General features: G+C 71.1%; 19 protein-coding genes. 7 read left to right on the top strand and 12 right to left on the bottom strand.

The window, feature by feature from the left end; all coding sequences use genetic code 11:
- Positions 1–8: 8 nt before the first annotated feature.
- The 3 genes from pyk to pta form a co-directional block, all read right to left on the bottom strand.
- On the bottom strand, positions 9–1442 hold the full coding sequence (pyk, locus tag GFH48_RS13655; protein ID WP_153288537.1) for a pyruvate kinase: 1434 nt from the start codon (positions 1440–1442) through the stop codon (positions 9–11).
- A gap of 73 nt (positions 1443–1515) precedes the next feature.
- Positions 1516–2733, bottom strand: a complete 1218-nt coding sequence (locus GFH48_RS13650; protein WP_153288536.1) for an acetate kinase — start codon at positions 2731–2733, stop codon at positions 1516–1518.
- 113 nt (positions 2734–2846) lie between these two features.
- Complete coding sequence (gene pta, locus GFH48_RS13645; RefSeq protein WP_153288535.1) at positions 2847–4925, bottom strand: phosphate acetyltransferase; 2079 nt, start codon at positions 4923–4925, stop codon at positions 2847–2849.
- 377 nt (positions 4926–5302) lie between these two features.
- On the opposite strand from pta, the gene GFH48_RS13640 reads away from it, so the two are divergent.
- Positions 5303–6328, top strand: coding sequence for an ATP-dependent 6-phosphofructokinase (locus tag GFH48_RS13640; protein WP_153288534.1), 1026 nt, complete (start codon positions 5303–5305; stop codon positions 6326–6328).
- Positions 6329–6876: 548 nt separating this feature from the next.
- Here the strand turns inward: GFH48_RS13640 and GFH48_RS13635 are convergent.
- The 6 genes from GFH48_RS13635 to GFH48_RS13610 all read right to left on the bottom strand — a co-directional run bounded on the left by GFH48_RS13635 (position 6877) and on the right by GFH48_RS13610 (position 13324).
- Positions 6877–7590, bottom strand: a complete 714-nt coding sequence (locus tag GFH48_RS13635; protein WP_153288533.1) for a helix-turn-helix domain-containing protein — start codon at positions 7588–7590, stop codon at positions 6877–6879.
- Positions 7591–7664: 74 nt separating this feature from the next.
- Positions 7665–8516 carry a carbohydrate ABC transporter permease gene (locus GFH48_RS13630; protein WP_153288532.1) on the bottom strand — a complete coding sequence of 284 codons (852 nt, stop codon included), beginning with the start codon at positions 8514–8516 and terminating at the stop codon, positions 7665–7667.
- Between the two features lies 1 nt (position 8517).
- Complete coding sequence (locus GFH48_RS13625) at positions 8518–9405, bottom strand: carbohydrate ABC transporter permease (protein WP_228121323.1); 888 nt, start codon at positions 9403–9405, stop codon at positions 8518–8520.
- A 38-nt stretch (positions 9406–9443) separates the two neighbouring features.
- Positions 9444–10808 (bottom strand): extracellular solute-binding protein, encoded by a 1365-nt coding sequence (locus GFH48_RS13620; RefSeq protein ID WP_407698627.1) that lies wholly within the window; start codon positions 10806–10808, stop codon positions 9444–9446.
- Positions 10809–10958: 150 nt separating this feature from the next.
- Positions 10959–11642, bottom strand: coding sequence for a response regulator (locus GFH48_RS13615; RefSeq protein WP_153288530.1), 684 nt, complete (start codon positions 11640–11642; stop codon positions 10959–10961).
- The gene (locus tag GFH48_RS13610) at positions 11639–13324 is read right to left on the bottom strand and encodes a sensor histidine kinase (RefSeq protein ID WP_153288529.1); all 1686 of its coding nucleotides are present in this window, start codon (positions 13322–13324) and stop codon (positions 11639–11641) included. Before GFH48_RS13610 ends, GFH48_RS13615 begins: the two co-directional genes overlap by 4 nt.
- A gap of 158 nt (positions 13325–13482) precedes the next feature.
- On the opposite strand from GFH48_RS13610, the gene GFH48_RS13605 reads away from it, so the two are divergent.
- Positions 13483–14901, top strand: coding sequence for a cation:dicarboxylate symporter family transporter (locus tag GFH48_RS13605; protein ID WP_153288528.1), 1419 nt, complete (start codon positions 13483–13485; stop codon positions 14899–14901).
- Positions 14902–15156: 255 nt separating this feature from the next.
- Here the strand turns inward: GFH48_RS13605 and GFH48_RS13600 are convergent, their stop codons facing one another.
- Positions 15157–15852, bottom strand: a complete 696-nt coding sequence (locus GFH48_RS13600) for a TetR/AcrR family transcriptional regulator (RefSeq protein ID WP_153288527.1) — start codon at positions 15850–15852, stop codon at positions 15157–15159.
- 149 nt (positions 15853–16001) lie between these two features.
- On the opposite strand from GFH48_RS13600, the gene GFH48_RS13595 reads away from it, so the two are divergent.
- The 5 genes from GFH48_RS13595 (at position 16002) to GFH48_RS13575 (ending at position 21990) form a co-directional block, all read left to right on the top strand.
- Entirely contained in the window at positions 16002–17837 is a 1836-nt protein-coding gene (locus GFH48_RS13595) for an MFS transporter (RefSeq protein WP_228120558.1), read from the top strand.
- A 133-nt stretch (positions 17838–17970) separates the two neighbouring features.
- Positions 17971–18741, top strand: coding sequence for a DUF2127 domain-containing protein (locus GFH48_RS13590; protein ID WP_153288526.1), 771 nt, complete (start codon positions 17971–17973; stop codon positions 18739–18741).
- 75 nt (positions 18742–18816) lie between these two features.
- Positions 18817–19245: a MerR family transcriptional regulator gene (locus tag GFH48_RS13585; RefSeq protein WP_153288525.1), complete on the top strand. Its 429-nt coding sequence runs from the start codon at positions 18817–18819 to the stop codon at positions 19243–19245.
- Positions 19246–19259: 14 nt separating this feature from the next.
- Positions 19260–19574, top strand: a complete 315-nt coding sequence (locus tag GFH48_RS13580) for a thioredoxin family protein (RefSeq protein WP_153292892.1) — start codon at positions 19260–19262, stop codon at positions 19572–19574.
- Positions 19575–19767: 193 nt separating this feature from the next.
- Positions 19768–21990 (top strand): HelD family protein, encoded by a 2223-nt coding sequence (locus GFH48_RS13575; RefSeq protein WP_194280579.1) that lies wholly within the window; start codon positions 19768–19770, stop codon positions 21988–21990.
- Between the two features lie 152 nt (positions 21991–22142).
- Here GFH48_RS13575 and glgB read toward each other — a convergent pair whose 3' ends face one another.
- Together glgB and GFH48_RS13565 are read right to left on the bottom strand one after the other, a co-directional pair.
- A complete protein-coding gene (gene glgB / locus GFH48_RS13570; protein ID WP_153288523.1) occupies positions 22143–24809 on the bottom strand; it encodes a 1,4-alpha-glucan branching enzyme in 2667 nt (888 codons plus the stop codon).
- A 35-nt stretch (positions 24810–24844) separates the two neighbouring features.
- Entirely contained in the window at positions 24845–26296 is a 1452-nt protein-coding gene (locus tag GFH48_RS13565; RefSeq protein ID WP_153288522.1) for a maltokinase N-terminal cap-like domain-containing protein, read from the bottom strand.
- Between the last annotated feature and the right edge of the window lie 7 nt (positions 26297–26303).

The following is a 26303-nucleotide window of genomic DNA, read 5'->3' as shown; positions in this document are numbered from 1 at the left end:
GCCGCGGATCAGGCGGTGCGGCCGCTCTCGCCCAGGTGGTGCACCCGGACCATGTTGGTGGTGCCGGGCACGCCGGGGGGCGAACCCGCGGTCATGACGACGACGTCGCCGTCGTTGAACCGCTTGAGCTTCTGCAGCTCATGGTCGACCAGGTCGACCATCTCGTCCGTGCTGTTGACGAACGGCACCACGTGGGACTCGACGCCCCAGCTCAGCGTCAGCTGGTTGCGGGTGCCCTCGTCCGTGGTGAAGGCCAGGATCGGCTGCGACGCGCGGTAGCGCGACAGCCGGCGCGCGGTGTCACCGGACTTGGTGAAGGCGACCAGGCCCCTGCCGCCGAGGAAGTCGGCGATCTCGCAGGCGGCGCGGGCGACCGAACCGCCCTGCGTGCGCGGCTTCTTGCCGGGGACCAGGGGCTGCAGTCCCTTGGAGAGCAGCTCCTCCTCCGCCGCCACGACGATCTTCGACATCGTCTTGACCGTCTCGATCGGGTACGCGCCCACGGACGACTCGGCGGACAGCATGACCGCGTCGGCGCCGTCGAGGATCGCGTTGGCCACGTCGGAGGCCTCGGCGCGGGTCGGGCGCGAGTTGGTGATCATCGACTCCATCATCTGGGTCGCGACGATCACCGGCTTGGCGTTGCGGCGGCAGAGTTCCACGAGGCGCTTCTGCACCATCGGGACCTTCTCCAGCGGGTACTCGACGGCCAGGTCGCCACGGGCCACCATGACGGCGTCGAACGCCGCGACGACGGCGTCCATGTTCGCGACCGCCTGCGGCTTCTCCACCTTGGCGATGACGGGGACGCGGCGGCCCTCCTCGTCCATCACCTTGTGGACGTCGTTCACGTCGTCGGCGTCGCGCACGAAGGAGAGGGCGACCATGTCGCAGCCCATCCGCAGGGCGAAACGCAGGTCCTCGACGTCCTTCTCGGACAGCGCCGGCACGTTCACGGCGGTGCCGGGGAGGTTGATGCCCTTGTGGTCCGAGATCACGCCGCCCTCGATGACGACCGTCTTGACCCGGGGACCCTCGACCTCGACGACCTTCAGCTCGACGTTGCCGTCGTTGATGAGGATCTGGTCGCCCTTGGAGACGTCGCCCGGCAGGCCCTTGTAGGTCGTGCCGCAGATCTGCTTGTCGCCGGGCACGTCCTCGGTGGTGATGGTGAACTCGTCACCGCGCACCAGCTCGACGGGTCCCTCGGCGAAGGTCTCCAGACGGATCTTCGGGCCCTGCAGGTCGGCGAGGACACCGATCGCCCTGCCGGTCTCGGCCGAGGCGGCCCGGACGCGGTCGTAGCGGCCCTGGTGCTCGGCGTGCGAGCCGTGGCTGAAGTTGAAGCGGGCCACGTTCATGCCGGCTTCGATCAGCGCGACGAGCTGCTCGTGGGAGTCGACCGCGGGGCCGAGAGTACAGACGATTTTCGAACGGCGCATGGGGCGATCCTATCGGTTTGTTTCGCTACGGAATATTCCGTCTGGCGGAAGATACAAAGGGGCGCGATGCCGCTCAGGTGAGGTCGTGGGACGCGCCCACGAGTGCGTAGGTCTGCGTGGCGATCTCCAGTTCCTCGTCGGTCGGCACCACGGCGACCGTGACCCGTGCGCCCTCGGGGGAGACGATTCTGGCTCCGTCCCCTCGAGCCGCGTTCAGGCCCGCGTCGACCGCCAGGCCGAGTTCCTCCAGACCGGCGAGCGCGGCCTCGCGCACCGCGGCGGCGTTCTCGCCGACCCCCGCGGTGAAGGCGATCGCGTCCACCCGGCCCAGTACCGCGTAATAGGCACCGATGTACTTCTTCAGGCGGTGGATGTAGATGTCGAAGGCGAGCCGCGCCTGCTCGTCACCCTCGTCGACACGGCGTCGGATCTCCCGCATGTCGTTGTCGCCGCACAGACCGATCAGGCCGCTCTTCTTGTTGAGCAAAGTGTCGGTCTCGTCCGTGGACATCCCGCCAACGCGCGCCAAATGGAGGATGACCGCGGGATCCACGTCGCCGGACCGGGTCCCCATGACGAGTCCCTCCAGCGGCGTGAGCCCCATGGAGGTGTCCACGCAACGGCCGCCGCGCACGGCGGACGCGGAGGCCCCGTTGCCGAGGTGCAGCACGATGACGTTCACGTCCTGGGGCGCCTTGCCGAGGAGCTTCGCGGTCTCCCGGGACACATAGGCGTGCGAGGTGCCGTGGAAGCCGTAGCGCCGGATGCGGTACTCGTCGGCGGTGCTCACGTCGATCGCGTAGCGCGCGGCCGACTCCGGCATGGTGGTGTGGAAGGCGGTGTCGAAGACGGCGACCTGGGGAAGGTCGGGGCGCAGCGAACGGGCCGTACGGATACCCGTCAGGTTCGCCGGGTTGTGCAGCGGCGCGAGCGGGACCAGTCGCTCGATCTCCGCGAGCACGGCGTCGTCGACGATCGCCGGTTCGGTGAAGGAACTCCCGCCGTGCACGACCCGGTGGCCGATCGCGGCCAGCTCGGGGGAGTCGAGCCCGAGCCCGTCCCGGCCGAGCTCCTCGGCCACGGCCTTGAGCGCGGCGGCGTGGTCGGTGACGGGGCCGGTCGTCTCCCGGGTCGCGCCCGTGGTGAGCGCCGTGTGCTTCAGGCGGGACGTCCGCTCGCCGATGCGTTCGACGAGGCCCGTGGCGAGGCGGCTGCTGTCGCGCATGTCGAGGAGCTGGTACTTCAGCGACGAGGAGCCGGAGTTGAGGACGAGGACACGGGTGGCGGTCACTGCGGGGATGCCTTCTGGGTCGGGTTCGGGTTCGGGTCCGCGGCCGTTGCCGGGGCCGGCGGCCGGTCCGGGGCCGGTGCCCGCGGACCGGGCCGGGCGGCGCGGTGCGGCGGTCATCCGTCGCCCGGAGTCTGGGCCTGGATCGCCGTGATGGCGACCGTGTTGACGATGTCCTGCACGAGCGCGCCGCGGGAGAGGTCGTTGACGGGCTTGCGCAGGCCCTGGAGGACCGGGCCGACCGCGATCGCGCCGGCCGAGCGCTGCACGGCCTTGTAGGTGTTGTTGCCGGTGTTGAGGTCCGGGAAGATGAGCACGGACGCCTGTCCGGCGACGTCGGAGTCCGGCAGCTTGGTCGCCGCGACGGAGGGTTCGACGGCGGCGTCGTACTGGATCGGCCCCTCGATCTTCAGGTCGTCGCGCCGCAGCCGTACCAGATCCGTGGCCTCGCGCACCTTGTCGACGTCGGCGCCCGAACCGGACGTGCCGGTCGAGTAGGACAGCATCGCGATCCGCGGCTCGACACCGAACCGTTCGGCGGTGGCCGCCGACTGGATGGCGATGTCGCACAGCTGCTCGGCGTTCGGGTCGGGGTTCACGGCGCAGTCGCCGTAGACGAGGACCTTGTCGGCGAGGCACATGAAGAAGACCGAGGAGACGATCTTCGTGTCCGCCCTGGTCCTGATGATCTCGAAGGCGGGCCGGATGGTGGCGGCGGTGGAGTGCACGGAGCCGGACACCATGCCGTCGGCCAGCCCCTCCTCGACCATCAGCGTCCCGAAGTAGTTCACGTCCGCGACGACGTCGTACGCCAGCTCGACGGTGACGCCACGGTGGGCGCGCAGCGCGGCGTACCTCTCGGCGAAGCGGCCGCGCAGCTCGGAGGTCGCCGGGTCGATGAGACGGCAGCCGGCCAGGTCGATGCCGAGATCGGCGGCCTTCTTGCGGATCTGGTCCTCCGGCCCGAGCAGCGTCAGGTCGCACACGCGCCGGCGCAGCAGCACCTCCGCCGCGTGCAGGACACGTGTCTCGGTCCCCTCGGGAAGCACCACCCGCCGCCGGTCGGAGCGGGCCTGTTCGAGGAGCTTGTGCTCGAACATCATCGGGGTCACGCGGTCGCTGCTCGGGGCCGAGACACGGCTGAGGAGGTCGGCGGTGTCCACGTACTGCTCGAAGAGGCCGAGAGCGGTCTCCGCCTTGCGGGGCGTGGCGGCGTTCAGCTTCCCCTCCAGGGAGAAGAGTTCGGCCGCCGTGGGGAAGGAGGTCCCGGCGACCGAGATCACCGGGGTGCCGGGGGCGAGGCGGGCGGCGAGCGTGAGGACCTCGTCGCTGGGGCGCTCGTTCAGGGTGAGCAGGACCCCGGCTATGGGCGGGGTGCCCGCGCTGTGCGCGGCGAGCGCGCCGACGACCAGGTCGGCGCGGTCGCCGGGGGTGACCACCAGACAGCCCGGGGTCAGGGCGTTGAGGAAGTTCGGCAGCATGGCGCCGCCGAAGACGAAGTCGAGCGCGTCACGGGCGAGTCCCGCCTCGTCGCCGAGGAGCACCTTGCCGTCGAGGGCGTGGGTGATCTGGGCGAGGGTGGGCGCGGAGAGCGCCGGCTCGTCCGGGAGGACGTAACACGGCACCGGGAGGCGGGAGTCGAGCCGCTCGCCGAGTCCGGCGCGGTCGGCCGGGGCCACCCGGTTCACGATCATGGCGAGGACGTCGCAGCCGAGGCCGTCGTAGGCGCGGTACGCGTTGCGTGTCTCGGCGCGCACGGACTCGGCGGTCTGGCCGCGGCCGCCGACGACGGGGATCACGGAGGCGCCGAACTCGTTCGCCAGCCGCGCGTTCAGCGACAGCTCGTCCGGGAACTGGGTGTCGGCGTAGTCGGTGCCCAGGACGAGGACGACGTCGTAGTCGCGTGCGACCAGGTGGAAGCGGTCGACGAGGGTGGAGACCAGTTCGTCCGTGCCCTGCTCGGCCTGGAGCGCGGACGCCTCGTGGTAGTCCATGCCGTAGACGGTCGCCGGGTCCTGGGCGAGCCGGTAGCGGGCGCGCAGCAGTTCGAAGAGCCGGTCGGGGCCGTCGTGGACGAGCGGGCGGAAGACACCGACCCGGTCGACCTGGCGGGTCAGGAGCTCCATGACGCCCAGCTCGACCACCTGGCGGCCGTCGCCGCGGTCGATCCCGGTCACGTAGACACTGCGGGTCACGCGTGCTCTCCATCCATGGCGTGGGGTGTTCGGTGACGTGAGGTGTTCTGTCGGGGTCTCGCGGCGCGTGTGCCGTTTTCGGGCTCGGGAAATGGCCCACCGGGGTGGGCGGCATCCTCTTGACAATACCCCCGCGGGTGGATAAGGCGCCCATCAGGGCGACCTTGCCGGCGAGGTGTGACAGAGGTCTGACGGAGGTCTGGCGGAGGCCTGACCGAGCCTGACAGCGGCTTGACGTGGCTCGACCGGGAACGGGTCGAGAATGTCACCCGGGGCGCCGTGCCGGGGGGCTTCGGGCGGAATCGGCGTCGGTCCTGGGGTCATGAAACAATCGGACCGGCTCACACGAACCACCAGCGAGCAGGAGACACAGCACGATGCGTATCGGAGTTCTCACCGCAGGCGGCGACTGCCCGGGCCTGAACGCAGTGATCCGGTCGGTCGTGCACCGAGCGGTCACCACCTTCGGGGACGAGGTCATCGGATTCGAGGACGGTTACGCGGGGCTGCTCGACGGCCGCTACCGCTCCCTCGACCTGAACGACGTCGGTGGCATCCTCGCCCTCGGCGGCACCATCCTCGGCTCCTCGCGGCTGCAGCGCGACCGGCTCCGTGAGGCCTGCGAGAACGCGCAGGACATGGCGCGCGAGTTCGGTATCGACGTGCTGATCCCGATCGGCGGCGAGGGCACGCTGACGGCGGCGCGGATGCTGTCGGACGCGGGCCTGCCGGTGGTCGGCGTCCCGAAGACGATCGACAACGACATCTCGTCGACGGACCGCACCTTCGGCTTCGACACGGCGGTGGGCGTGGCCACGGAGGCCATGGACCGCCTGAAGACGACCGCCGAGTCCCACCAGCGCGTGATGGTCGTCGAGGTCATGGGCCGGCACGCGGGCTGGATCGCCCTGGAGTCCGGCATGGCCGCCGGTGCCCACGGCATCTGCCTGCCGGAGCGCCCCTTCGACCCGGCCGACGTCGTCGCGATGGTCGAGGAGCGCTTCGCCCGCGGCAAGAAGTTCGCCGTCATCTGTGTGGCAGAGGGCGCCCACCCCGTCGAGGGCAGCATGGACTACGGCCACGGCGCGATCGACCAGTTCGGCCACGAACGCTTCCAGGGCATCGGTACGGCGCTGGCGTACGAGCTGGAGCGGCGCCTCGGCAAGGAGTCCAAGCCGGTCATTCTCGGCCATGTGCAGCGGGGCGGTACCCCGACCGCGTACGACCGGGTCCTGGCGACCCGGTTCGGGTGGCACGCGGTGGAGGCCGCCCACCGGGGTGACTTCGGCCGGATGACGGCGCTGCGCGGCACCGATGTGGTCATGGTGCCGCTCGCGGAGGCCGTCACGGAGCTGAAGACGGTCCCGAAGGACCGGATGGACGAGGCGGAGTCGGTCTTCTAGCGGGCGCCTGCCGGCGGGGAGCCGGCGTCTTCCCGGCCCGGATTCCCCGGGCGCGGCAGCAGGGGCCCCGGCGGCTTCGGGTCGAGCACGTCCCGGCACGTCCGACCACGTCCGAGCACGTCCGGGTGCGGCTCGGTCCGGCCGAGGGGTGACCGGTTGAGTGGCGGCCCGTCGAGGCGTGACGCGTCGAGCGCTGGACGGCTGAACGGCGTCCTGCCGAGCGGTGGCGGGCCGGGACCGCCCGGGACCCGTCGAGCCGTGACGGACGGATCGGTGACCGGCTGAACCGTGACCGGCTGAACCGTGACCTGCCGAGCCGTGACCACCCGTGCTCTCGATAATCCGGCCGGTAGCCGGTAGCCGGTAGCCGGTAGCCGGTAGCCGGTAGCCGGTAGCCGGTAGCCGGTAGCCGGTAGCCGGTAGCCGGTAGCCGGTAGCCGGTAGCCGGTAGCCGGTAGCCGGACGTGGACGTGGCGCGAAGGTCCGGCCGTCGGTGCGACGCGCCGGTCCTCCGGCGCCGCGGTCGGTCCGGGCGCATCCCGGAGGGCTCAGTACGCGGCTCTCTGGACCGTCGACCAGAAGTGGTCGACGATCCGGTCGAGGAAGTCCTGGCCCAGGTCGTCGGCCTCCGCCGCGGCCGTGCCCGCCGCCCAGCTCAGGGCGGCGGTCATCTGCCCCTGGTACTCCTGGAACAGCTCCTGGAGGACGTCCTCCAGGAGGCGCCGGTCCAGCGGGATCATCTTCCCCACCGGGCGGGAGTACGCCTGCCAGCGTGTCGTCACCGCGCCGTGCAGCAGCTCGGCGAGCCTGCCGTCGCGCCCCGTCACGGTGACGAAGTCCCGCAGGGACAGTTCGAGCACGTCGGCGAGGGCGGTGGACTGGCGCTCGTTGCCGCGCCACTCGTCGGTCTCCTCCATCTTCTGGTAGGCGGGAAGGTCCAGTCCGACGGCGCGGGCCACGTCCTCCTGCGCGAGGCCGCGCGCGACGCGGTGTTCGCGCAGAGTCCGCGGCGCGCCGATGATCTCTCCCGGCGAGCACCACAGCACTCCCGCGAGCGCGGTGAGTTCGGGGCCGCTCGGTGCGGTCGTCCCGAGTTCCCAGGCGGCGACGAGATCGGGTGTGACGTACGGCATCCCGTACGAGGCTCTCATCCCGTAGGCGACGTGCTCGGGCCTCATGCCGAGTGCCGTCCTCAGTCTGCGGGCGGCCTGAGCGTTGAAGGGCGGTGTGGGCTGTTGGGCCTGCGGTCGCTGCACGCGCACAAAATATGGGGTAGGGGCAGCGCTGACTACACTCTGTCCGGCCACAATCACAGATTGTAGGAACATACGGTTCCTCAGCCCTTGACTGCTCCGCCCAGCGCGAACCCTCCTCCCAGCCGCCGCGCCACCAGCACGTACAGGAGGATCACCGGCGTCGAGTAGATGACCGAGAACGCCGCCAGCTGCCCGTAGACCACCGTCCCCCGGTTGCCGAAGAAGTCGTTGATGCTCACCGACGCGGGCATCTGGTCCGGTGTCAGCAGCAGCATGAAGGGGACGAAGAAGTTCCCCCACATCATCACGAACGAGAAGACCGTCACGACCGCCACCCCGGGGCCCATCAGCGGCAGCACGATCCGCACCAGGGACTGCAGCGACGACGCGCCGTCCGTCCACGCCGCCTCCTCCAGCTCCCTCGGCACCCCGTCCATGAAGTTCTTCATCAGCCATATGGCGAAGGGGAGTTGGGAGGCGGCGAAGAAGAAGATGGTGCCCTGCACGGTGTCGATGAGGTTCACCCGCACGAACAGCGCGTACACCGGAACCATGATCGCCGTGATCGGCAGGCAGGTCGCGAAGAGGATGGTCAGCAGGAACGGGCGGTTGAGACGCGAGCGGAACCGTGAGAGCGGGTACGCCGCCAGAGCCGCGCACACCACGGTCAGCGCGGTCCCCCCGCCGCACAGGACCAGGCTGTTCAGCAGCGGTGTGAAGGTGATGTCCGGCTTCAGCACCGCGTCGAAGTTGTCCAGCGTGAGGCCGTCCGGGACCCGTACCCGCAGATCCGCGTGCGCGTCCAGCGAAGACAGCACCACCCAGGCCAGCGGCAGCACGAACGCCGCGGCCACGAAGAGGAGCCCCGCGTCCGCCGCCAGCCGCCTCCCCACCCGGCGGGACCTGAGCGTGGCCCCCGTCAGCAGTGCCATCTCAGACCTCCGTCCGCAGGAGCCGCATGTAGACCACGGAGAACAGCGCCCCGACCACCAGCAGCAGCAACGCGACCGCCGTCCCGTATCCGATCATGCTCTTCTGGAACGCCTGCTCGTACATGAACAGGGGAAGCGTCTGGCTCCTGTTGCCCGGGCCGCCCCGCGTCATCACCCAGATCAGCCCGAACACCGAGAGGGTCTGGAGGGTGTTGAGCATCAGGTTCGTGCCGATCGACCGGCGGATCATCGGGAGCGTGATGTGCCACATCCGCCGCCAGCCGCCCGCCCCGTCCACCTCCGCCGCCTCCGTGATCTCCTTCGGGATCTCGTTCAGCGCCGCCGAGTAGACCAGCATCGAGAAGGCCGTGCCCCGCCATACGTTGGCGAACGACACCGCGAGGATCGGCAGGGTGAACAGCCAGTTCTGGGTGGGGAGATGCAGCCAGTCCAGGATCGCGTTCAGGGTGCCCTCGCGCCGGAAGAACGCGTACAGCAGGAAGCCCGCGACCACCTCCGGCAGCACCCACGCCGTGATCACGATCCCGCCCACCAGCGTCCGGACCGGCTTGGACGCCCGCTGCATCAGGGCGGCCAGCGCCAGCCCGAGCGTGTTCTGGCCGACGAGCGACGACAGCACCGTGAACACCAGTGTCAGCCATACCGCGTTCAGGAATGCCTCGTCCTTGAACGCCGCCCGGAAGTTCTCGAAGCCGACGAAGGAGGAGTGTGCCTGGCCCGTCAACTGGAGGTCGGTGAAGGCGATGTACGCGCAGTAGGCGATCGGCCCCGCCAGGAAGAGGAGCAGCAGGACCACGGCCGGCGCCAGGGGCAGCGCACGGGCGAGGAGGCGGGGACGCCCCGGCCGCCGCGACGACACCGCCGGCACGGCGACCGGGGCGGCGGGTGCCGCCCGTGTTCCCACGCTCACTTGCCGACCACCTGGCCGTCGGTGGCCGTCTTCAGCTCCTCGTCGTAGCCGCTCGCCGCCTTGTCCACCGAGCTGTCGCCGGTCGTCACGCCCTCCATGGCCTCCTGGACGGCGGTGGAGACCTTGGGATAGGCCGGATACGCCGGGCGGTAGTGCGTGCTCGCGACCAGGTCCGTGAAGAACTTGATGCCGGGCTGCGCCTGGATGTACGCCGGGTCGGACGCCACGTCCTTGCGCACCGCGATACCGGAGTTGGCGATGTACCACTTCTGCGCGTTCGCCTTCGTCTGCATCGTCTCGACGAACTTGAAGGCGAGGTCGGGGTTGCCGGCCTTGGACGGGATCGCCCAGGTCCAGCCTCCCGACATGCTCACCTTGCCGGGCGCCTGGCCGTGCTGGGTCGGCATGTAGGCGAGGCCGAGCTTCTGCGACCACTCGGGCCACTCGTGTCCCGCGCCCTGCTGCCAGTCCTGCGGGAGCCAGCTGCCGTCCAGGTCGATGCCGATCTTGCCCTTGGGCAGCAGCTCACCGCGGACGGTGGTGCCGTAGTTCGGGTCCAGCGCGTCCGAGACGTCGGGGCCCAGCTTCTCCTTGTAGACCGTCTCCACGAAGGTGAGCGCGTCCTTGAAGGCCTGGCTGCCCGTGATCCACTTCTTCGATCCCGCGTCGTACATCGGGTCGGTCTTCCCGTCGCCCGTGCCGTAGAGCAGCATCTCGAAGCCCTGCATGGTGGCGGCCTCGCCCGCGGGCTTGCCCGTGTAGACGTTGAGCGGGACGACGCCCGGGACCTTCCGCTTGATCGTGCGGGCCGCGCTCAGCACGTCGTCCCAGTTCTTCGGCTGCCAGTCGGCCGGCAGCCCCGCCTTCTGGAAGACGCCCTTGTCGAACCAGAGTCCGCGGGTGTCCGTGCCGTCCGGGACGCCGTACGTCTTCCCGTCCTGCGCCCTGGCCGCGGACTTCGCCGTGTCGATGAACTGGTTCCAGTCCGGCCACTTGTCGAGATAGGCGTCCAGAGGCTTCAAGTACCCGCTGGTGATATCGGAGTTGATGAGGAAGGTGTCCTCGTAGACCAGGTCGGGAGCCGTCTTGGGCGACCTCAGCATCTGCTGGAGCTTGGTGTAGTACTCGGAGTCGGGCGCCTTGATCGGGACGAGCTCCACCTTCTTGCCGGGGTTCGCCTTCTCGAACTCCTTCTTCATCTGGCCCAGATAGGTGTCCATGACGCGGATCGAGTTGTCCGTGGACTGCTTGAAGGAGATTCTGACGGTGTCCGGACTGCTTCCGGAGCCCGATCCGCAGGCGCTGAGCGCGGTCGCGGTGAGCAGAGTGGCGAGGAGAAGTGGGGTGGCGGTAGGGCGCACGGGCACGACCTCCTACTGGCCGACGTCGTCGGTGGCCGGGTTGTCTGCCCGGTGAACCTAAGAGCGTGGACTAGTCCAGGTCAATGACCTTGCACCGCCTTGGGACCGAACCCGCCCCAGGAAAAACCCAGTTGAAGACCGCATACGGAACTATCCCTTCACCCACCGGTACTGCAACTCGGGTCGCCCGACCTGCCCGTACTGCGGAGCGCGGGCCGCGCGTCCCGCGTCCACCAGGTGCTCCAGATAGCGCCGGGCCGTGATCCGCGAGATGCCCACCACCTCGGCGACACCGGCCGCCGTGAGACCGTCCGCGCAGTCCCGCAGGGTGCGCGTCACGCGCTCCAGGGTCGGCGCGCTCAGTCCCTTCGGCAGCGCCGCCGGGCCCGGGGCGCGCAGCGTGGCCAGCGCGCGGTCCACCTCGTCCTGGCCGGTCGCCTCACCCGCCGCCGCGCGGAACTCGGCGTACCGGACGAGACGGTCGCGCAGGGTGGCGAAGGTGAAGGGCTTCAGGACGTACTGGACGACCCCGAGCGAGACCCCCTCCCTGACGACCGCGAGGTCCCGCGCGGAGGTCACCGCGATCACGTCCGCGTGGTGGCCTGCGGCGCGCAGCGAGCGGGCGAGCTGCAGACCGTGCACGTCGGGCAGGTGCAGATCGAGGAGCAGCAGGTCCACCGGGGTGCGGTCCAGGGCGCGGCGCGCCTCGGCACCGGTGCGGGCCTTGCCGACCGCGGTGAAGCCGGGGACCCGCCCGACGTACATGACGTGCGCGTCGGCGGCCACCGGGTCGTCCTCGACGACGAGGACACGGATGGGCTGGTGGTCGGTCATGCGTCGCCTCCGGGCAGGGCGTGCTGGACGGGCTCGGGAGCGGGGTTCCGCGGGACGGTGACCCCGGACTCGGGCGCGCCGACGGCCGCCGGGGGCAGGGGCAGCCGTACCTCGAACTCCGCGCCGCCCCCCGCCGCTTCGGTCACCGTCAGGGTGCCGTCGTGACGGTTCACCGCCTGGCGTACGAGGGCGAGGCCCAGCCCGCGGCCGGCGGGCCCCGCCGGTTTCGTCGACCAGCCGCGCCGGAAGACCGCCTCCGCGTGGGCCGGATCCACCCCGGCACCCGTGTCGGCGACCCGCAGCAGCAGGCCCGAGCCGTCCGTGAAGGCCGTGACGGTCACCCGCGCCCGTACGGTGCCCTGTGCCGCGTCCACCGCGTTGTCGATCAGGTTGCCGAGGACCGTCACCAGGTCCCGGGCCGGCAGGCCGGCCGGCAGCAGACCGTCGTCGATGCCGCTCTGCTCCGAGATCACCAGCTCCACGCCCCGCTCGTTGGCCTGGGCCGCCTTGCCCAGCAGCAGAGCGGCGAGGACCGGTTCGCTGACCGCCGAGATCACCTCGTCGGTGAGTGTCTGGGCCAGTTCCAGTTCGGCGGTGGCGAAGTCGACGGCCTCGTCGGCGCGGCCCAGCTCGATCAGCGAGACCACCGTGTGGAGACGGTTCGCGGCCTCGTGGGCCTGCGAGCGCAGGGCCTGGGTGAAGCCGCGCTCGGAGTCGAGTTCCCCCGTCAGCGCCTGGAGTTCGGTGACATCGCGCAGGGTGACGACCGTGCCGCGGCGCTCGCCGCCGGTGACCGGGGAGGTGTTGACGACCAGCACGCGGGACGCCGTGAGGTGCACCTCGTCCACCCGGGGCTCCGCCGACAGCAGCGCGCCGGTCAGGGGCGCGGGCAGGCCGAGTTCGGCCACGGAGCGGCCGACCGCCTCGTCGTCCACGCCCAGCAGTTCCCGTCCGCCGTCGTTCATCAGCGCCACCCGGTACTGCCCGTCCAGCATCAGCAGGCCCTCGCGCACGGCGTGCAGCGCGGCCTGGTGGTAGTCGTGCATACGGCTCAGCTCGGCCGCGTTCATGCCGTGCGTGGAGCGGCGCAGCCGGGCGTTGATGACGTAGGTGCCGATGCCGCCGAGGGCGAGGGCGCCGCCCGCGACGCCGATCAGGGCGGTCACCTGGTCCTGGACGCGTTTGGTGATCGCCTCCACCTTGATGCCCGCGCTGACCAGACCGACGAGGTGGCCGTTGTCCAGGACCGGGGTGACGGCGCGTACGGACGGACCGAGGGTGCCCGTGTAGGTCTCGGTGAAGGACTTGCCGCGCAGGGCGGGGCCGATGTGCCCGAGGAAGTGCCGCCCTATCAGCGTCTCGTCGGGGTGGGTCCAGCGGATGCCCCGCGGGTTCATGATCGTCACGAAGTCCACGCCGGTGTCCCGCTGCACCTGGAGGGCGTACGGCTGGAGGGGCTCCGTCGGGTCCGTGGTGCGGATCGCGTCGCGGACCGAGGGGGCGTCGGCGACCGAACGGGCCACGGCCATCGCCTGGCGGCCCGCCGCCTCCTCGGCCTGGCTGCGGTCACTGACGTAGGTGAACAGCGCGTATCCGGCGACGAGCACCGCGATGAGCACGGCCTGCATGGCGAAGAGCTGGCCGGCCAGGCTGCGGGGTGTCGGGACGCGGGGGAGGCGCATGGCGTCAGTCTGCCTCGCCCGGTAAGCGTGAACTAAATGAACGGAAGGGTGACCGCCCTCACACACCAGGAGATAGTCACCGCATCCCCCGGGCCCACGCCCCCCGGTTCTCCCGGAAGGCGTGTCTCCCGATTCCCCGGACGTGAGCCGCACGCCGGATGATGCCGACGACGTCGTCAAGGAGGGCAGCCGTGGCCAGCACCCCAACGGCACCTGCCGCACCCGCCGCCAAGCGGGACCGCACCCACTACCTCTACATCGCGGTGATCATCGCGGTCGCCCTCGGAATCGGCGTCGGGTTCGCCGCGCCGGACTTCGCCAAGGAGCTCAAGCCGATCGGCACGGGCTTCGTCGCCCTGATCAAGATGATGATCTCGCCGATCATCTTCTGCACGATCGTGCTCGGGGTCGGTTCGGTACGCAAGGCCGCCAAGGTGGGCAAGGTCGGCGGCCTCGCGCTCGGCTACTTCATCTGCATGTCGTTCGTGGCCCTCGCCATCGGCCTGGTGGTCGGCAACATCATCCACCCGGGCAGCGGAATGCACCTGACCGAGGCCGTGAAGGGCGTCGGGCACACGCAGGCGGAAGCCGCCGCGGAGGGGCCGGTCGACTTCCTCCTCGGGATCATCCCGACCACCTTCGTCTCGGCCTTCACCGAGGGCCAGGTCCTCCAGACGCTGCTGATCGCGCTGCTCGTGGGCTTCGCGCTGCAGGCCATGGGCCGGGCGGGCCGGCCCGTGCTGCGCGGCGTCGAGCACATCCAGAAGCTGGTCTTCCGCATCCTCGGCATGATCATGTGGGCCGCGCCCGTCGGTGCCTTCGGAGCGATGGCGGCCGTCATCGGCGAGACCGGCATGGACGCGCTGAAGGCGCTGGGCACGATCATGCTGGGCTTCTACATCACCTGCGCCCTGTTCGTCGTGATCGTGCTCGGCACGCTGACGAAACTGGTGGCCGGGATCAACGTCTTCCAGCTGCTGAAGTACCTGGGCCGGGAGTTCCTGCTGATCGTCTCCACCTCGTCCTCCGAGTCCGCGCTGCCGCGGCTGATCGCGAAGATGGAGCACCTGGGCGTCAGCCGCCCGGTCGTCGGCATCACCGTGCCGACCGGCTACTCCTTCAACCTCGACGGCACGATGATCTACCTGACCATGGCCTCGCTGTTCATCGCCGACACGATGGACCAGCCGATGAGCATCGGCCAGCAGATCGGGCTGCTGCTCTTCATGATGGTCGCCTCGAAGGGCGCGGCGGGTGTCTCCGGTTCCGGTATCGCCGTACTGGCCAGCGGTCTGCAGTCGCACAAGCCGGCGCTGGTCGACGGCGTCGGTCTGATCATCGGGATCGACCGCTTCATGAGCGAGGCGCGCGCCGTCACCAACTTCGCGGGCAACGCGGTGGCCACCCTGCTCATCGGCACCTGGACCGGCGAGGTCGACAAGGAGCGGGTGACCCGGGTGCTCGCCGGTGAGCTGCCGTTCGACGAACGGACGCTGCTGGACGACGCGGGCGAGGACGCGGACGCCTCCGCCGAACTGCCCGAGCAGGGCGGCGACAAAGAGCTGGCCAAGGCCTGACACCACCGTCCGTCGTACGCGCCGGCGCCCGCTTCCCCAGGACGGGGCGCCTCCTCCCCACGGGACGCTCCTCCTGACAGGGCGTCCCCCGGACGGGGCCGGCGCCCTCCGACCGCCGAGCGGCCGGGTCCTTCCCCCCGTAGACCCGGCCGCTCGGCGTGTCGGCGAGGCAGCCCTCGGGCTGCCTCGCCGCTGTTCGCGCGGTGTCGACCCGTGCGCGTGACGCCGTTCCTGTTCACGGGTTCTCGTTCCCGTTCAGCCCGCCTCGCCTGCCTTGTGCACCTCGCCTGCCTTGTGCACCCCGCCCGTCTCGTGTGCCCCGCCCGTCTCGTGCGCGTCGCTCAGCTTCGCCACCAGAGCGGTGGCGCGGGAGGCGGGTACGCCCGCGGTGGTCAGCATGGTGACCGCGGCGGAGCGGCCCGCCTCCTCCGCGGCGAGCAGGCCGTCGTTGACCGCCTCCATCAGCGCGAACAGCATCTGCTCGTGCACGTAGGCCAGGGCCGGGGCCGGCAGCGGGGACTCGAACACGCCCTGTTCCAGGCCGTGTCTGAGCACCTGCGCGCAAGCCTCGCGCACCGGGGTGAGCCGTTCGCGGATGCCCTGCACGGTGACGCTGCGCTGGGCCAGCGCGACCAGCAGCCGGTAACGGTCGGCGATCTCCCAGACCGCGAGCGTCGAGCGGATCAGCGACTCCGCCGGGTCCTCGACCCCCTCCCGGCCCGCCGCGTGCGCGGCGGCCACCGCCTCCACGGCGCCGTCGGTCAGGGTGCTGACGAGCACCTCGCGGCTCGGGAAGTGTCCGTACACGGTGCGCCGTACGACGCCGGCGGCCCGTGCGATCTGGTCCATGGAGGCGTCGGGGTCGCGCAGCAGCTCGGCGAGCGCGACGTCGAGGATGCGGCGGCGGTTCGCGTCCGCGCGGCTGGCACTACCCGTGGTCATGGCTGTCATTCTGCACGCCCCGCGCGGTGCTCCGCCGCTCCTGCGCCCAGGGCCCCGTCCCATCGATTTGCACAGTGGTGTGCATCGCCGTACATTGCACATGGTCGTGCAATTACACGGCGCTGTGCAAGTCGAGTGAGGAGAGGGCGGCCGTACCCATGCGTCTCGTCATCAACGAACCGGTCGAGCGGATGGACCGGCCCTATGCCCGGCGCTGGTGGGCGCTGCTGGTGCTCTGCCTGAGCCTGCTGATCATCGTGATGGCCAACACCGCCCTCACCGTCGCGGCCCCCGACATGACCCAGGACCTGGGGCTGTCCAGCGCCGACCTGCAGTGGGTCATCGACGGCTACACCGTCCCGTACGCCGCGCTGATGCTGCTGCTCGGCGCGATCGGCGACAAGTACAGCCGGCGCGGCGCGCTCGTGCTGGGGCTGGTGGTCTTCGGCGGCGGGGCGGTGGCGGGCTCCCTCGTGGACAGCTCCGCCGGTGTCATCGCGGCCCGTGCCGTGATGGGGGTCGGCGCCGCGCTGATCATGCCCGCGACGCTCTCCCTGCTCGCCGCGACCTTCCCGCGCGCGGAACGCGCGAAGGCGATCACCCTGTGGACCGCCACGGCCGGTCTCGCCATCGCGGCGGGCCCCCTGGTCGCGGGCGCGCTGCTGCAGCACCACGGCTGGTCCTCCACCTTCCTGATCAACGTGCCGATCGCCGCCGTCGCGATCGTCGGCGCCCTCGTCCTCGTACCGCCCTCCAGGGCCGGGCACCGGCACCGCGTCGACCACGTCGGCGGTCTGCTGTCGGTCGTCTGGATCGGCGCGCTGGTCTACATGATCATCGAGGGGCCGCACTTCGGATGGGGCGTCCGGGCCGTCACGGCCGCGGTCGTCGCGGGGCTCGGGCTGACGGCCTTCGTGGTGTGGGAGCTGCGGCACCCGCGTCCGGTCGTCGACGTACGCCGGTTCGCCCAGCGCCGGTTCGCCGGCTCGAACCTCGCCGTCGCGCTCTTCTTCCTGGCCGTTTTCGGCGCCTTCTACTACCTCACCCAGCACCTGCAGTTCGTGCTCGGGTACGACGCGCTGGACACCGGTGTGCGGATGCTGCCGCTCGCCGGGGCCGTCTTCGCCGGCTCGGCGCTCACCGGCTACCTCACCCCGCGCGTCGGCATGAGGCTCACGGTGACCGCGGGCATGGTCGGCGGTACGGCGGCACTCGCGCTGCTGACCCGGGTCGACGCGGCGTCGTCGTACGGTGATCTCGTCCTCCCGCTCGTCATCCTCGGCCTCGCCATCGGGCTCGCGCTCTCGCCCTGCACGGACGCCATCATGGGCGCGTTCCCCGAGTCCGAACTCGGTGTCGGCGGCGCGGTCAACGACACCTCGCTGGAGCTCGGCGGCTCGCTCGGCATCGCCCTTCTCGGCTCGGTGCTGGCGAGTTCGTACTCCTCGCACCTCTCGGACGCGACCAGGGGCGGCGGCCTCCCGGCGGACGCGCTGGCCACGGCCCAGGACTCGGTCGGCGCGGGATACGCGGTCGCCCGGGGCATCGGTGACAAGGCCCGGCAGCTCGGAGAGCAGGCCGCACGGGCCGGGCACGGCGGGCACACCGAGAAGGCCGCGCAACTGAAAGCGCAGTCCGACCAACTCGCCCACGGCGCACGGCAGATGGCGGACGCGGTCGGTTCGTCCTTCTCGGACGCGGTGGCGCACACCAGCCTGGTCGGCGCGGTGATCCTGGGCGTGGGGACGGTACTGGTGGCGGTACTGCTGCCGCGCAAGGAGCGCGCGGTGCCGACGCCGACGGGCACCGGGGACGCGGGGGCGGCCGGCGACACGGGGCCCGCGAAGACGGAGTCCGCGTCCGAGCCGGAGTCCGCGTCCGAGGCGGCGACCGAGACGGGGACGGCGACCGGGATGGCGACGGGGACGGGGACGGCGACCGGGACCGACGTGGAGTCCGCGTCCGCGTCCGCGGAGAGTGCCGCGGCGCGCTGACCTCGCCCCACGACGGTGTTCCCGGAACCGTGACCCCCCGGGCCTCCGTCTCGTAGAACATGCACTACCGTGCCGTGCCGGACCTACCGGCACGGCACGTGATGTTCTGCATGTTCTGCGGAGGGCACGGAGTATGAAGATCGACTGGGACCGGCGAACGTGCGCGCGCCGCGGCCATGCGACGTACGCGCCGGACGAACCGGCGCTGCGCGACCGCCTGCGCGCCGGGACCAGCCTCGGCGAGGCCTGGCGCTGTCTGCGCTGCGGAGACTTCGTGCTCGGCGCACCGCACGGCTCGGGGCCCGCGGACGAGGCGCCGCTCGTGCCGCGCGGCAAGGTGCTGCGGGATCTGTTCATCCTGCGCTTCCTGGCGGTCGAACGGGCCGTGCGCGGGGTGTTCATCGTGCTGGTGGCAGCCGCGGTGTGGAGGTTCAGCAACAGCCAGGACTCCGTGCGCCGCCTCTTCGACGAGTACCTGAACGTCCTGCGGCCGGTCTTCAGGCACTTCCACTACGACCTCGACCATTCGCCGGTCGTCGGCAGCATCCAGAAGTCCTTCGGCTACAAGCACTCCACGCTGGTCCTGGTGGCCGCGCTGCTGCTGGCGTACGCGCTGATCGAACTCGTCGAGGCGGGCGGCCTCTGGTACGCGAAGCGCTGGGCGGAGTATCTGACGGTGGTCGCCACCGCCGCCTTCCTGCCCCTGGAGGTCTACGAGCTCACCGAGCACGTCAGCTGGCTGAAGATCGCCACCCTGGTCCTGAACATCCTCGCCGTCCTCTACATCGCCCTCGCCAAGCGGCTCTTCGGGCTGCGCGGCGGACGCGCGGCGTTCGACGAGGAGCGGCAGAGCGCGTCCCTGCTGGAGGTCGAGGAGTCGGCGGGCGTGGCGGCCCACGCCTGACCATGCCGCCGCCCCCGGTGCCGCCCCCGGTCCCGGCCTTGCCCTGACGCCGACGTCAAGGACTACGTTCGGGGCATGCGAATCGGCGAGCTGGCGACGAGGGCCGGGACCACCACGCGCACCCTGCGGTACTACGAGTCACGGGGGCTGCTGCCCGCGCGGCGTACCGGCAACGGCTACCGCACCTACGACGAGGACGACCTGAGGCTGCTGCGGCAGATCAGGACGCTCCAGGACTTCGGGTTCGACCTGGAGGAGACGCGGCCGTTCGTGGAGTGCCTGCGGGCCGGGCATCCGGAGGGGGACTCCTGTCCCGCCTCGCTCGCGGTCTACCGCCGCAAGCTGGGTGAACTCGACGCGCTGATCGGTGAGTTGCGGGCGGTGCGGAGCGAGGTCGGCGCGCAGTTGGCTCGGGCCGAGCGGGCCCGCGACGAGCTGGCCGCCGACGCGGCGGTTCCGGGGGGTCCGGAGCCGGTGTGCGAACTGGGAGGGCGGACACGGTGATCGATCTGACCGGCGTGACTTCGGTGACGGACGCGGACTTCGAGGCGGAGGTGATCGGCGCGGAGCTGCCCGTGCTGGTGGAGTTCACCGCCGACTGGTGTCCGCCGTGCCGGCAGATGGGGCCGGTGCTGAGCGCTCTCGCGGCCGAGGAGGAGGGGCGGCTCAAGGTCGTCCAGCTGGACGTCGACACGAATCCGGAGACCACCAACGCCTACCAGGTGCTGTCGATGCCCACGTTCATGGTGTTCCGCGGCGGTAAGCCGGTGAAGTCGATGGTGGGCGCCCGGCCCAGGCGGCGGCTGCTGGAGGAGCTGTCCGACGTGCTCTGAGCGGACGCCGCAGGCGCGGACGGCACAAAGAAAAACCCCCGGGGAAATTGCACCCGGGGGTTTTTCTTGCGTATATTGAATGGTTCGCGACTTCAATACATCAAGTCGTGGAGAAGTTCACTGGCCACAGTATATCCGGGCGGGAGCGGAATTGTCAAACAGGGGCTCAAACGCAGAATTTCCCGATGTTGAATTGCAGCAGGAGCAGGAATTCATCGACGGGCTGTACGCGCGCGTCGACGTGCTGCGGGGCGACACCGAGGCCTCCGTCGGCGACGCGCTCGCGCAGGGCAACACGCCCATGCAGGCCAGGCTCGAACGTGATGTGCTCGTCGCCGAGCGCTCGGGTCTGCTGGCCGCGCTGAACGCCGTGGACGGCTCGCTGTGCTTCGGCCGGATCGACCTCACCACCGGCGTCAGCCACCACATCGGCCGTATCGGTGTCCGCGCCGGCGACACCGAGCACACCCCCATCCTCATCGACTGGCGGGCGCCGGTCGCCCGCCCCTTCTACCTCGCCACCGGGCACACCCCGATGGACCTGCGCCGCCGCCGGCACATCAGTACCGAGGGCCGCCGGGTGACCGACGTGCACGACGAGATCCTCGACCTCGGAGACCGCCGGCGCACCGGCCACGAGGACCCGAGCGGTGACGCCGTCCTGCTCGCGGCCCTCGACGCGGCGCGCACCGGCCGCATGAGCGACATCGTGCAGACCATCCAGGCCGAGCAGGACCGCATCATCCGCGCCCCGCACCGGGGCGTACTGGTGGTGGAGGGCGGCCCCGGCACCGGCAAGACGGCCGTCGCGCTGCACCGGGCCGCGTTCCTGCTGTACGAGTACCGTGAACTGCTCGCCAAGCGCGCCGTCCTGATCGTCGGCCCGAACCCGGCGTTCCTCGGCTACATCGGCGAGGTGCTGCCCTCGCTCGGTGAGACGGGCGTCCTGCTCGCGACCGTCGGCGAGCTCTTCCCCGGGGTGAAGGCCACGGCGGCCGACACCCCGCGGGCCGCGGCGGTCAAGGGCCGCGCCGACATGGCCGAGGTGCTGGTCTCGGTGGTCCGCGACCGCCAGGCGCTGCCCGACCCGGTGATCGCGATCGAGCACGACCGCGACGTCCTGATGCTCGACGCCGGGCTCGTGGGAGTCGCCCGCGAGCGCACGCGTGAGGCCGGGCTGCCGCACAACGTGGCCCGCGAGTACTTCGAGGGCCACATCCTCAACACCCTCACCGACATGCTCTCCGAGCGCATCGGCACCGACCCGTTCGACGGGTCCAACCTGCTCGACCCGAGCGACATCACCCAGATCCGTGACGACCTCGCCGAGAACCCCGAGGTCTGGTCGGCCATCGACCAGCTGTGGCCGAGGCTGACCCCGCAGCGGCTGGTCGCCGACTTCCTCGCCGGCCCGGAGGGCTACGTCGGGGAGGAGGACGCCGAGGCGATCCGCCGTCCGGTCACCGGTGCGTGGACCGTCGCCGACGTCCCCCTCCTCGACGAGGCCGCGGAACTGCTGGGCGAGGACGACCGGGTCGCGCGGGCCCTGGCCGACCAGGAGCGCCGCACCCAGGTCGCCTACGCGCAGGGCGTGCTCGACGTGTCCTACGCCTCCCGTACGTACGAGTTCGAGGACAAGGACGAGGAGGACTCCGAGATCCTGTCCGCCCACAACATCATCGACGCCGAGCGGATGGCCGAGCGCCACGAGGAGGAGGACCACCGCAGCGCCGCCGAGCGGGCGGCGGCCGACCGGACCTGGGCGTTCGGCCACATCATCGTCGACGAGGCGCAGGAGCTCTCGCCGATGGCGTGGCGGCTGCTGATGCGCCGCAGTCCCACCCGGTCGATGACCCTGGTCGGCGACCCGGCGCAGACCGCCGAGGCGGCCGGGGTCGGGTCGTGGGAGCGGATCCTCTCCCCCTATGTCGAGGACCGCTGGGAGCACACCCGGCTCGCCGTCAACTACCGCACCCCGTCCGAGATCATGGAGGTGGCGGCGGCGGTGGTCCGTGCGGAGCACCCCGGCTTCGAACCGCCGAGTTCGGTGCGGACGACGGGCGTACGCCCGTGGGCGCGCGCGACCGACGACCTGCCCGGCGCGGTGGCGAAGGCGGTGGAGGAACTGACACCGGCGGAGGGCCGCCTGGCGGTCGTCGCCCCGCGCGACCTGCACCCGGAACTGGCCGCCCGGCTGGACGGCGTGACGGCGGGCGGCGAGCCGGACCTGACCCGGACGGTCGTCCTGCTCGACCCCCGCCAGTCCAAGGGCCTGGAGTTCGACTCCGTGCTGGTGGTGGAGCCGGGACGGTACGGCACGAGCGACCTGTACGTGGCCCTGACCCGGGCCACACAGCGACTGGGTGTCCTGTACACCGGGGAACTGCCGGAGGCGCTGGCCGGGGCGTTCGGGTAGGAACGGCGGCCGTGCGGCGGGTTCGTACCGCGGCCGCGCAGGACGGAGGCCTCCGGTCTCGGCTCCCGCCTTCCGGCGGGAGCCGAGACCGGAGACCGGACCGGGTGGGACGGTCCGGGGGTGCTCCGGGGTGAGGTACCGGATGCCGGACCTCAGGCCGGTCGCAGCCAGACCGTCGCCAGAGGAGGCAGCGTCAGGCGGACGCTGGCCGGGCGGCCGTGCCAGGCCTGGATCTCCGGCTTGACGATGTCCGGGTTGGTGATGTCGCTTCCGCCGTACCGGGCGCTGTCGGTGTTGAGGGTCTCCTGCCAGGCGGGGACGGAGTCGGGGACGCCGAGGCGGTAGGCGTGGCGGACGACCGGGGAGAGGTTGGAGACCGCGAGCAGCGGGGTGCCCTCGGCGTCGAGACGCAGGAACGCGAAGACGTTGTCCTCCGCCGCGTCGCCGACCACCCACTGGAAGCCGGACGGGTCGGTGTCCCGCTGCCAGAGCGCGGGCGTGTGGCGGTAGCCGGTGTTGAGGTCGCGGACCAGGTCGCGGACTCCCCGGTGGTCGGCCTCGGCGGGGTAGGCGGGATCGAGGAGCCACCAGTCGGGGCCATGGGTCTCGGACCATTCGGCGCCCTGGGCGAACTCCTGTCCCATGAAGAGGAGTTGTTTGCCGGGGTGGGCCCACATGTAGCCGAGGTAGGCGCGGGTGGTGGCGCGTTGCTGCCACCAGTCGCCGGGCATCTTGGAGACGAGCGACTTCTTGCCGTGGACGACTTCGTCGTGGGAGATGGGCAGGACGTAGTTCTCGCTGTAGGCGTAGACCATGGAGAACGTCATCTCGTGGTGGTGGTACTTGCGGTGGACCGGCTCGTGCTGGACGTAGTCCAGTGAGTCGTGCATCCATCCCATGTTCCACTTCAGCCCGAATCCGAGTCCGCCGAAGCCGCCGGGGCCGGAGTGGTGGGTGGCGCGGGTGACGCCGTCCCAGGCGGTGGATTCCTCGGCGATGGTGACGACGCCGGGGTTGCGGCGGTAGACGGTGGCGTTCATCTCCTGGAGGAAGGCGACGGCGTCGAGGTTCTCGCGGCCGCCGTGTTCGTTGGGTGTCCACTGGCCGGGTTCGCGGGAGTAGTCGAGGTAGAGCATGGAGGCGACGGCGTCGACGCGGAGTCCGTCGATGTGGAATTCCTGGCACCAGTAGACGGCGTTGGCGACGAGGAAGTTGCGGACCTCGCGGCGGCCGAAGTCGAATTCGAGGGTGCCCCAGTCGGGGTGGGCGGCGCGCTGGGGGTCGGAGTGTTCGTAGAGGGGGCGTCCGTCGAATTCGGCGAGGGCCCATTCGTCGCGGGGGAAGTGGGCGGGGACCCAGTCCATGAGGACGCCGATGCCGGCCTGGTGGAGGGCGTCGACGAGGTGTTTGAAGTCGTCGGGGGTGCCGAGGCGGGCGGTGGGGGCGTAGAAGCCGGTGACCTGGTATCCCCAGGAGCCGCCGAAGGGGTGTTCGGCGACGGGCATGAGTTCGACGTGGGTGAAGCCGAGGTCGTGGACGTAGGCGGGGAGCTGCTCGGCGAGCTGACGGTAGGTCAGGCCGGGTCGCCAGGACGGCAGGTGTACCTCGTAGACGGAGAACGGCGCCTCGTGGGCGGGTCGCTCGCCCCGGCCCGCCATCCACTCCTCGTCCTGCCAGGTGTGGTGCGAGGTCTGGACGATCGACGAGGTGCGCGGCGGGACTTCGGTGCGGCGGGCCATCGGGTCGGCGCGCAGGGTGCGGGTGCCGTCGGGGCGGGTGATCTCGAACTTGTAGAGTTCGCCCTCGCCGATGCCGGGTACGAACAGTTCCCAGACGCCCGTCGAGCCGAGCGACCGCATCGGATACCCCGTGCCGTCCCAGAAGTTGAAGGTGCCCGCGAGCCGGACCCCGCGCGCGTTCGGCGCCCACACGGTGAAACGGGTGCCGGCCACGCCCTGGTGCGTCATCGGCTCGGCGCCCAGGGCCCGCCAGAGTTCCTCGTGGCGGCCCTCGCCGAGCAGATGGAGATCGAGTTCGCCGAGCGAGGGCAGGAAGCGGTACGCGTCCTCGGTGTCCTGGACCGTCCCCTCGTACGTCACGAGCAGTCGGTACGTGTCCGGGACCGCGCGCAGCGGCAGCAGGGCCGAGAAGAAGCCGTCCCCGTCGTCGTGCAGCTCGGCCCGCAGGTCGTCCGTCACGACGGTCACGCCCAGGGCGTACGGCCGGAAGGCGAGGAACGCCACTCCGCCGGGGGCCGGATGAGCGCCCAGGACCCCGTGCGGATCATGGTGCGTACCGGAGAGCAACCGCTCCCGGTCGTCCGGACCGAGACCGGCGAAGGCGGGTACACCGTCGCCGGGGGCGTGCGGACTGCCGGGGAGGACCGGGGGGTTGTCCGCACGGTCCGGGGCGGTGGTGTCCGCGGGGGCGGGAACGCTGTCGGCGATGGTGCGAGAACTGCCGCGCGACGTAAGTGAGTTGTCCACGGGGTCGGCGGCGGTGCCGGTGAGGGCGGGAGCGGCTTCGGTCCGGGTCGGCGGTCCGATGGGTGCCGGGTCGGTGAGGACCGGCGGGGCGGCGGGTGCCGGGGGTCCGGCGGCGGCCGGGCCGGAAGCCCTCTTGGAGGACTTCGCACCCTTGCCCCCGGCGGGCTTCTTGCCGGACCTCTCGGGGGCCTTGGCCGCCGGCTTCCCCTCGGCCGCCTTTCCGGCCGCCGTCTGCTCGGCCGCAGTCTTCTGGACCGCCGCCTTCTTGCCGGTGGCCGGCTTCTTGGCACCGTTCTTCTTCGGACTGTCGTCGGACGGGGGGCGGGGCGTCACGGGCAGGGCCTCCTCGGCGGGGTGATCGGGGAACGTCAGGGGGATGCGGCGAGCCGGCCCACCGCCGCCAGGGGCACCGGCAGCCAGTCGGGCCGGTGCCGGGCCTCGTAGACGACTTCGTAGACCGCCTTGTCCGTCTCGTAGGCGCGCAGCAGGACGGGGTCGGTGCGCGGGTCGCGCCCGGCGGCCTCCGCGTAGCCGGCGCAGTAGGCGGCCCGGCAGGTGTCGGCCCAGGAGTCGGACACGGACTCGGACGGGGCGGGGGAGGGGGCGGTGCTCCGGGGATTCGAGCGGGCCGCGTAGTCGAAGGAGCGGAGCATCCCGGCCACGTCCCGCAGCGGCGGCTGCGGCATACGGCGTTCGGCCAGCGGCTTCGACGGCTCGCCCTCGAAGTCTATGAGCGACCACTCGCCGGTGGGTGAACGCAGGCACTGGCCGAGGTGCAGATCCCCGTGGACGCGCTGGGCGGTCCAGGTCTGTCCCTCGGCGGCCAGGTCCGCGAGCGCCTCGAAGGCGGTCCGCAGACCGGGAGCGTAGGGACGCAGCGCGGGCACCGCCTGGGCCGCCGCCGCCAGCCGCTCGGTCATACCCTCGACCAGCAGCCGCATCTGCACGTGTCCCAGCGTGGTCGTGGGCAGCGCGCGGGCGAGCGCCGTGTGCACCTCGGCCGTGGCCCGGCCCAGCGCCCGCGCCTCGCTGCCGAAGTCCTCGCCCTTGGCCAGTCCGTGCAGTGCCAGCTCCCAGCCGTCCGTCGCACCCCGGACGAAGGGCTGCAGCACACCGAGGACGTAGCTCTCGCCGCCCGCCGGACTCCGGGCGTCGCCGATGTCCGCCGTCATCCACGCCGCGGGCGCCGGAACCCGAGGGCAGCCCTCCCGCGCGAGCATGCGCGGCAGCTCCAGGTCGGGGTTGACGCCGGGGACGATGCGGCGCAACAGCTTGAGGATGAACGTATCTCCATAGACGAGGGAGGAGTTGGACTGCTCGGACGTCACCAGCCGGGGCGTCAGTCCGCCCCGGATCGGCCGACGCCGGTCGCGCTCGAAGCGCAGCTCGCCGATCCGGGCCCGGGAGCGCAGGGCTTCGAGCAGCACGTCGGCGGGGCGCGGGTCGTGCAGCGCCTCGTAGACGGTGCGCCCGGCCAGCGGCCCTTCCTCGACATGGCCGATCAGCGCGGGCGCGAGCCGTGGCGGGAGTGCCTCGCGCACGCCGATCAACAACTGGTAGCAGTCGCCCTGCCGGGCGGTGGCGCCCTGGGCGGGGGTGGCCGGCTGATGGGCCCGTACCAGGAGGTGCAGCAGCCCCAGCGGACCGGACGTCGGCAGTAACTCGTTGGCCGTCACCAGAGAGAATCCGGTGACCGGACGTCCCTTGCCCGCGAACCAGCGCTGGCGTGGCAGCCACTCGCGCAGCAGCGGGTCGAGCGATGCGAGCAGCTCGGGGCGGGCGACGGGTTCCGTGACAGGGTGCGTGGCGGCTTCCGACATGGCGTCG

It is taken from the genome of Streptomyces fagopyri (genome assembly GCF_009498275.1).
GTDB lineage: Bacteria > Actinomycetota > Actinomycetes > Streptomycetales > Streptomycetaceae > Streptomyces > Streptomyces fagopyri.
This window is presented reverse-complemented; position numbering and strand designations above follow the sequence as displayed.

Coding starts and splice junctions, on each gene's coding strand:
- pyk (WP_153288537.1), bottom strand. CDS start 1,442: ATGCGCCGTTCGAAAATCGTCTGTACTCTCGGCCCCGCGGTCGACTCC.
- GFH48_RS13640 (WP_153288534.1), top strand. CDS start 5,303: ATGCGTATCGGAGTTCTCACCGCAGGCGGCGACTGCCCGGGCCTGAAC.
- GFH48_RS13630 (WP_153288532.1), bottom strand. CDS start 8,516: ATGGCACTGCTGACGGGGGCCACGCTCAGGTCCCGCCGGGTGGGGAGG.
- GFH48_RS13615 (WP_153288530.1), bottom strand. CDS start 11,642: ATGACCGACCACCAGCCCATCCGTGTCCTCGTCGTCGAGGACGACCCG.
- GFH48_RS13610 (WP_153288529.1), bottom strand. CDS start 13,324: ATGCGCCTCCCCCGCGTCCCGACACCCCGCAGCCTGGCCGGCCAGCTC.
- GFH48_RS13605 (WP_153288528.1), top strand. CDS start 13,483: ATGATGCCGACGACGTCGTCAAGGAGGGCAGCCGTGGCCAGCACCCCA.
- GFH48_RS13600 (WP_153288527.1), bottom strand. CDS start 15,852: ATGACAGCCATGACCACGGGTAGTGCCAGCCGCGCGGACGCGAACCGC.
- GFH48_RS13595 (WP_228120558.1), top strand. CDS start 16,002: ATGCGTCTCGTCATCAACGAACCGGTCGAGCGGATGGACCGGCCCTAT.
- GFH48_RS13590 (WP_153288526.1), top strand. CDS start 17,971: ATGAAGATCGACTGGGACCGGCGAACGTGCGCGCGCCGCGGCCATGCG.
- GFH48_RS13585 (WP_153288525.1), top strand. CDS start 18,817: ATGCGAATCGGCGAGCTGGCGACGAGGGCCGGGACCACCACGCGCACC.
- GFH48_RS13565 (WP_153288522.1), bottom strand. CDS start 26,296: ATGTCGGAAGCCGCCACGCACCCTGTCACGGAACCCGTCGCCCGCCCC.